At 72.4% G+C, this 6,835-nt stretch carries 7 protein-coding genes; 4 read left to right on the top strand and 3 right to left on the bottom strand.

The window, feature by feature from the left end; translation table 11 throughout:
• Positions 1-689: 689 nt before the first annotated feature.
• On the top strand, positions 690-1,337 hold the full coding sequence (locus tag ACFWGJ_RS40015) for a GNAT family N-acetyltransferase (RefSeq protein ID WP_387333875.1): 648 nt from the start codon (positions 690-692) through the stop codon (positions 1,335-1,337).
• 81 nt (positions 1,338-1,418) lie between these two features.
• On the opposite strand, the gene ACFWGJ_RS40020 is transcribed toward ACFWGJ_RS40015, so the two are convergent.
• Both ACFWGJ_RS40020 and ACFWGJ_RS40025 read right to left on the bottom strand, forming a co-directional pair.
• Positions 1,419-2,450: a hemolysin family protein gene (locus tag ACFWGJ_RS40020; RefSeq protein WP_387333876.1), complete on the bottom strand. Its 1,032-nt coding sequence runs from the start codon at positions 2,448-2,450 to the stop codon at positions 1,419-1,421.
• Positions 2,447-3,844, bottom strand: coding sequence for a hemolysin family protein (locus tag ACFWGJ_RS40025; protein ID WP_387333877.1), 1,398 nt, complete (start codon positions 3,842-3,844; stop codon positions 2,447-2,449). Before ACFWGJ_RS40025 ends, ACFWGJ_RS40020 begins: the two co-directional genes overlap by 4 nt.
• Before the next feature lie 327 nt (positions 3,845-4,171).
• Here ACFWGJ_RS40025 and ACFWGJ_RS40030 point away from each other — a divergent pair, with 327 nt between their 5' ends.
• The gene (locus ACFWGJ_RS40030) at positions 4,172-5,143 is read left to right on the top strand and encodes a sporulation protein (protein ID WP_387333878.1); all 972 of its coding nucleotides are present in this window, start codon (positions 4,172-4,174) and stop codon (positions 5,141-5,143) included.
• A 113-nt stretch (positions 5,144-5,256) separates the two neighbouring features.
• On the opposite strand, the gene ACFWGJ_RS40035 is transcribed toward ACFWGJ_RS40030, so the two are convergent.
• Positions 5,257-5,646 (bottom strand): BlaI/MecI/CopY family transcriptional regulator, encoded by a 390-nt coding sequence (locus ACFWGJ_RS40035; RefSeq protein ID WP_387333879.1) that lies wholly within the window; start codon positions 5,644-5,646, stop codon positions 5,257-5,259.
• Positions 5,647-5,725: 79 nt separating this feature from the next.
• On the opposite strand from ACFWGJ_RS40035, the gene ACFWGJ_RS40040 reads away from it, so the two are divergent.
• Entirely contained in the window at positions 5,726-6,301 is a 576-nt protein-coding gene (locus tag ACFWGJ_RS40040; protein ID WP_210881578.1) for a TerD family protein, read from the top strand.
• A gap of 37 nt (positions 6,302-6,338) precedes the next feature.
• The gene (locus ACFWGJ_RS40045; RefSeq protein ID WP_387333880.1) at positions 6,339-6,551 is read left to right on the top strand and encodes a twin-arginine translocase TatA/TatE family subunit; all 213 of its coding nucleotides are present in this window, start codon (positions 6,339-6,341) and stop codon (positions 6,549-6,551) included.
• The last annotated feature ends 284 nt before the right edge of the window (positions 6,552-6,835 follow it).

Below are 6,835 nucleotides of genomic sequence, written 5' to 3' on the forward strand. Positions count from 1 at the left end.
CTGGTTTTTGTTTAAACGACACTGGGGGGGGGGCCGCGGGGGGGGGCGGCCCCCCGGGGGGCGACCGCACCGCCCTTCCTCGCCGCCCCCCGGCAGCGGTTTCAGGGCATGAGATCCCTCGGCGGGTCGCGGCGGCACGCGGGAGTGCACCGTCGGCGGGTCCGCAAGGGACATGTGGACAGGGGTCCGCCCGCAAGGATGCGGCGGGAGGGAAAAACTCGCTCGGCGTTCTCGATCGCCTCGTCCTGGCACCCGGGGATCAGGGGCTGGTGCACCCGGGGGCCGGGGGCGCGAGGGAAGCCGTGGACCACGGCTTCGTCATCATCGGCGGGCTCAGTTCCTGACCACGGGGTCCAGGTGAGCCTCACTCACATTCTGTTCCGAGCGTAGGCGAGAGAGGCGGCCCTGCACAGCCCTGTGAACCGTCGTCCGTCGGACGATGCCGGCCACGGTCCCACGGCCCTGGGCACGGGTGTTCCAGGGGTCTCCCCGGCTCACTTCCCTCCCGCTCCCACCTCCCTCGCCCGGCTGTACGACCGGCCGCGCGCCCGGCCCGCGAACACCCGTGAGCGCAGGCGGACATGACGGGCCATCACCGGCCGACGCGCAGGCCCCGTTTACCCCGGCGGCTCCTGCTGTGATGATGCCGAGTCCGGGGACACCCGTCCCGCGGCCGGGGGGAGGCCCGTATGGCAGAGGTGTACTTGCGCAGGCTGTCCCGGTGGCAGGCGGAGCAGCAGCGGGACGCCGTCGCCGATGTGTACGTCGGCGCGTACCGGAATGCGGCGGGTGCGGAACACCGGGACCGCCAGGGCTTCCTGCACCGGCTTGAGCAGCATGTGCAGCACACCGGCTTCGACATGGTGGTCGCCGACACGGCCGGGACGGTCGGCTGCGCGTACGGGTTCCGGGTGCCGCGTACCGGCGAGTGGTGGTCGGACTTCCAGGGGGAGCTGCCGGCGGACATCGAGGAACTCACCGCGTCGGGCCGTACGTTCCTGCTCGCCGAACTGATGGTGCTGCCGGCCCATCGCCGCCGCGGTATCGCCACGCGCCTGGTCGAACGGCTGCTGATCCGGCTCGACGCCGATCTGGTCGTCGCGGCCACCGGCCGGGACACGGACCACCCCGCCGGCAGCCGCGGGAACGGCGCCGACGGGGGCGGCGGGTCACCGGGCGGCGGGTCGCCGGGCGCCGCGGCGGAGACGTTCCGCGCCTGGGGATGGTCGAGGTGCGGTGTCCTCGGTCCGCACATCGCCCCCGCCACCGCGTTCGCCGCCGGTCCCGGCCCGGGTCCGATGACCGGCGAGGTCTGGATCCGCAGACCGCTGCGGTGACCGGCCGGCACGCGCCGACCGGCCGCCGCAGGCCCGCGCGGCGGCCCGTCCCGCCCTCGCCGGGGACCGGCCGGACTCCGGTCAGACCCCCGCGGGGGACGGTCCGACCAGCTCCGACAGGACGTCCTCCATGGTGACGAAGCCGAGGACCTTGCCGGCCTCGCCGGTGACCGCCGCGAGATGACTGCCCGTGGCCCGCAGCGCGGTGAGCGTGTCGTCGAGCGGGGTGTCGATACGGACGCGCGTCACGGGGTGCAGGGCGCTCCGCGGGAACGGCCGGTCGCGTTCGACGACGCCGAGCGTGTCCTTGATGTGGAGGTAGCCGAGCAGCGTGCCGTCCCCGCCGGTCACGGGCAGCCGGGAGAAGCCGGCCTCGGCCGCCGCGCGTTCCAGCCGCGCCGGGGTCACGGTGTCGTCGACCGTGCGCATCCGCTGGGCCGGGACGAGGATCTCGCCGACCGGGCGGGTGCCCAGCTCCAGGGCGTCGCGCAGCCGTTCGCCGTCGGCGGCCGTCAGGAGCCCGGCCTCGCTGGAGTCGACGACCATCCGGGCGAGCTGGTCGTCCGTGAACGCCGACTCCACCTCGTCCTTGGTCTCGACGCGCAGCAGTTTCAGCAGGGCGTTGGCGAAGGCGTTGATCCCGAAGATGAACGGCTTCAGGGCCCGGGTGAGGGCCACCAGCGCGGGGCCGAGGAGCAGCGCGGTCTGCGCGGGCGCGGCGAGCGCGATGTTCTTCGGGACCATCTCGCCGAACAGCATGTGCAGATACGTCGCCACGGTCAGCGCGATCACGAAGGCGATCGGGTGCACCAGCCCGTGCGGGATGTGCGCCGCCTCGAAGGCGGGCTCCAGCAGATGCGCGATGGCCGGTTCGGCGACCGCGCCCAGCACCAGCGAGGAGACGGTGATGCCGAGCTGGGCGGTCGCCATCATCGCCGAGATGTGCCGCAGACCCCACAGGGTCATCCGGGCGCGCTTGTTGCCCTCCTGGGCCAGCGGCTCGATCTGGCTGCGGCGTACGGAGATCAGGGCGAACTCGGCGCCGACGAAGAACGCGTTGGTCAGCAGGGTCAGGGCGCCGATGAGCAGTTGGATCGTGGTGGAGGTACTCATCGTGACTCCCGCGCGCTCTGGCCGACCGGTTCACCGTCGTGACCGCCGTCGGGATCTCCGTCGGGGCCGTCGTCGTGCTCGCCGTCCGGCTCGGCGGCCGGTCCGGTGATGCGGACGCGGTCGGCCCGGTGGTGCTCGACGGCGAGGACGTCCAGCCGCCAGCCGCCCAGTTCGAGGACGTCGCCCTCGGCCGGGATGCGGGCCAGCCGGGTGGCGACCAGGCCCGCGACCGTCTCGTACGGGCCGTCCGGCGCGCGCAGTCCTGTCGCGGCCAGCTCGTCCAGCCGTACGCCGCCGTCCGCGTCCCAGGCCGGGCGGCCGTCGGCCGTGGCGGGGGCGGGCAGCAGGTCGGGGATCTCGACGGGGTCGTGCTCGTCGCGGACCTCGCCGACGACCTCCTCCACGATGTCCTCCACCGTGGCCACCCCGGCCGTGCCGCCGTACTCGTCGATGACGACGGCCATCGTGCGGGCCGTGCGCATGCGCTCCAGGAGCCGGTCGGCGGGCAGGCTGTCGGGCACCAGGAGCGGGGCCGTGGCCAGCTCGGTGACGGGGGTCGTGGCCCGCTCGCCGGGTTCCAGGGCGAGTACGTCCCGGATGTGGACCGTGCCCACGACCTCGTCCAGGCTGTCGCGGTAGACCGGGAAGCGGGACAGTCCGGTGGCGTGCGAGAGATTGGCGGCGTCGGTGGCCGTGGCGTGCGCCTCCAGCGCCCGAACGTCGACGCGCGGTGTCATCACGTTCTGGGCGGTCAGTTCGCCCAGGTGCAGCGTACGGACGAACAGTTCGGCGGAGTCCGGCTCCAGGGCGCCCTGGGCGGCCGAGTGCTGGGCCAGCGCGACCAGTTCCTCCGGGCCCCGGGCGGAGGCCAGCTCCTCGGCGGGTTCCAGGCCGAAGCGGCGGACGAACCGGTTCGCGGTGTTGTTCAGGTGCCGGATGAACGGGCCGAACGCGGCCGTGAAGGCGCGCTGCGGTCCTGCGACCACCTTGGCGACGGCCAGCGGGCGGGAGATCGCCCAGTTCTTCGGGACCAGCTCGCCGACGACCATCAGGACGACGGTGGAGAGGACCACGCCGAGCAGGGTCGCCGTCGTGGAGGCCGCGCCGCCCAGGCCCACGGCCTTGAGCGGGCCCTCCAGGAGGACGGCCAGTGACGGTTCGGCGAGCATGCCGATCACCAGGGAGGTGACGGTGATGCCCAGTTGGGCGCCGGACAGCTGGAACGTCAGCTTCCGGACGGCCTTCAGGGCGCCGTCCGCGCCGCGCTCGCCGGCCTCGGCGGCCCGCTCCAGATCACCGCGCTCGACGGTGGTCAGCGAGAACTCGGCCGCCACGAACACGGCGCAGGCGAGCGTGAGCGACAGGGCGAGCAGAAGCAGCAGGATCTCGGTCACCGTGCCACCCCCGCTCCCGTACGCACACGTCTCGGGCCGGGGACGGCACGGCTGGTACTAGGAGGTTCACCCATGGTGGAACCGTTGCTCCTTCGTCGTCGTCTGGCGTTCCCACCAGTGTAAAGGAATCGCAAAGTGCGGAGTCCAGAGATGCCGGGCACGAGTGGCGCAGCTCACGTTCTCCCTGGTGGGGCCTGGGCCGGGGGTACCTGATCACGGTACGGGGGGCCGCCCTTAACCTCTACATGTACGTAGAGCAGGACCGCGTACACGTACGCGGAGCACGGCCCGGCACGACCACCCGCACATGAAGGAGTGGACCCCTCAATGGTGTTCAAACGGCTGCTCGGATCACTCGGCGTGGGCGGCCCCACGGTGGACACGGTCCTGAGCCCCGCCCCCGCCCTGCCCGGCGGGATGCTCTCGGGCGAGATCCGGCTCAGAGGCGGCAGCTCGGACGCCGACATCGAGCACATCACGCTGGAACTGGTCGCGGGCGTCGAGGCCGAGCACGAGGAGGGGGAGAGCGAGAGCGGGGTCGTCTTCGAACGGTTCACCGTCGGCGGCGGGTTCCGGCTCTCCGAGGACGAGGAGCGGACCGTCCCGTTCACGGTCACCCTCCCCTGGGAGACCCCGGTCACCGAGCTGTACGGGCAGGATCTCGGCATCGTCCTCGGCCTGCGCACGGAGCTCTCGGTGGCGGGCGCACGCGACAAGGGCGACCTGGACCGGCTGACCGTGACGCCCCGGCCCGTCCAGGAGGCGGTCCTGGAGGCCTTCGGACAGCTCGGCTTCGGCTTCCGGTCCGCGGACCTGGAACTGGGCCGCATCGGCGGCACGGGCCAGCAGCTCCCCTTCTACCAGGAGCTCGAACTCACCCCGTCGCCCGCGTACGCCCACGCGGTCAACGAGATCGAGGTGACCTTCCTCGCCGCCCCCACGAGCATGGAGGTGGTCCTGGAGGCCGACAAGCGCGGCGGCCTCCTCTCCTCGGGCGACGACACGCTCACCCGGTTCACCGTCTCCCACGAGGGCGTCGGCCACCAGGACTGGAACGCCGTGGTCGACGGCTGGGTGCGGGAACTGGTCGAACACCGGGAGTCGTACGGACCCGACGCGGCGTACGGCCACGACCGGCACGAGCTGCACGAGCGGTCGCACCCCGGCATCGGGGCGGGCGTCGCCGCGGGCGCGGCGGGACTCGCGGTCGGGGTCGCCGGCGGACTGGTGGCGGCGGAGATCGTGGACGAGGTGGGGGACTTCTTCGAGGGCGACGAGGAGGACCAGGAAGAGGAGTAGGAGAAGAAGAAGGAGCAGGAGGAGCGGGGGGAGCGGGAAGAGCGGGGGGAGCGGGAGGAGCGCTGACGGCTTCCCGTCCCTCACGAGGTCCACCCCGGCCCCGAGGGCGGCGTTCAGTCGTCCCCCTCCGCGCCGGGGTGGGCCAGCAGTTCACGCAACAGCCGCTCGTCGTCCGGCTCCAGGGACGTCACGAAACTCGCGAGTACGGCCTCCCGGTCGCGTTCGCCGTCCAGGACCCGGCGCATCCGGCGGGCCGCCAGACCCGCCTCGTCCGAGGCCGGGGTCCACACGAAGGACCGGCCGACGCGCTCCCGGGTCACCGCACCCTTGGCCAGCAGCCGGGTCAGGATCGTGATGACGGTCGTATAGGCGAGATCCCCGCCGAGGCGCTCCTGCACCCAGCCCGCCGTCGCGGGCACCTCCGCCGCGCACAGGGCCGACAGGACCTGCGCCTCCAGCTCGCCCTGCCCCCGCCGCGGGGGACGCTGCCGCCGGTCCGTCACGTCCTGTCTCCTTCCTTATTTTCTACAGTGCTGTAGATTCTGCCCCACGAGGAACGTTCGCACCAATAAGGAGATCGGCGTGGGAGTTTCCCTTTCCAAAGGCGGCAATGTCTCGCTCAGCAAGGAGGCGCCGGGCCTGACGGCCGTACTGGTCGGCCTCGGCTGGGACGTACGGACCACGACGGGCACGGACTACGACCTCGACGCGTCGGCACTGCTCGTCGACGAGTCGGGCAAGGTCCTCTCCGACCAGCACTTCATCTTCTACAACAACCTCAAGAGCCCCGACGGCTCGGTCGAGCACACCGGTGACAACCTCACCGGTGAGGGCGAGGGCGACGACGAGTCCGTCAAGGTGGACCTGGCGGCCGTGCCGGCCGAGGTCGCGAAGATCGTCTTCCCCGTGTCCATCCACGACGCCGAAGCCCGCGGGCAGAGTTTCGGACAGGTCCGGGGCGCCTTCATCCGCGTCGTCAACCAGGCCGGCGGCGCCGAGATCGCCCGCTACGACCTGTCCGAGGACGCCGCCACCGAGACCGCGATGGTCTTCGGCGAGCTGTACCGCCACGGCGCCGAGTGGAAGTTCCGCGCGGTCGGCCAGGGCTACGCCTCCGGGCTCGCGGGCATCGCCTCCGACTTCGGCGTCGGCGTCTGACGGCGGCGGGGCGGAAACGGAAGGGGAGAGGACGCACATGTTCGGGCTGAGCGAGCTCGCCGTCATCCTCGTCGTCGTCATCGTCGTCCTGGCCGTGAAGAAGGGGCCGGACCTGGCACGTTCCGCGGGGAAGTCCGCGCGGATCCTGAAGGCCGAGAAGAGGGCGGCGGCGGAGGGGGAGGCTCCGCCTCGGGTGGTCCAGGGAGAGGTGATCCCACCGGAGGGTCCGGGCCCTGGGCCCCGGGCCTGAGGACGCGCTGCCGCGGGTGGAGGCCCTCTTGGGTGGGCGGGGGATCCGTTGCCCGCCCGGTGCGGGCCGGCTGTGGCTGGCCGCGCAGTTCCCCGCGCCCCTTAGGTGCGTGGGGCCGGGGGCGTGATTCTGACTGCGGGTCGTTTCCCGTGACCCTTCGGTGCGGGGGACCGAGGGGATGTTTGTGACTGCGGGTCGTTTCTCGCGGTCCTTCGGGGGTGGTGGCTGCGGTGGCCGTTGCAGGCCTGGGCGCAGCCCGGCTTGCAGGGGCGCGGGGAACTGCG

It is taken from the genome of Streptomyces sp. NPDC060205, assembly GCF_042728395.1.
Taxonomy (GTDB): Bacteria; Actinomycetota; Actinomycetes; order Streptomycetales; family Streptomycetaceae; genus Streptomyces.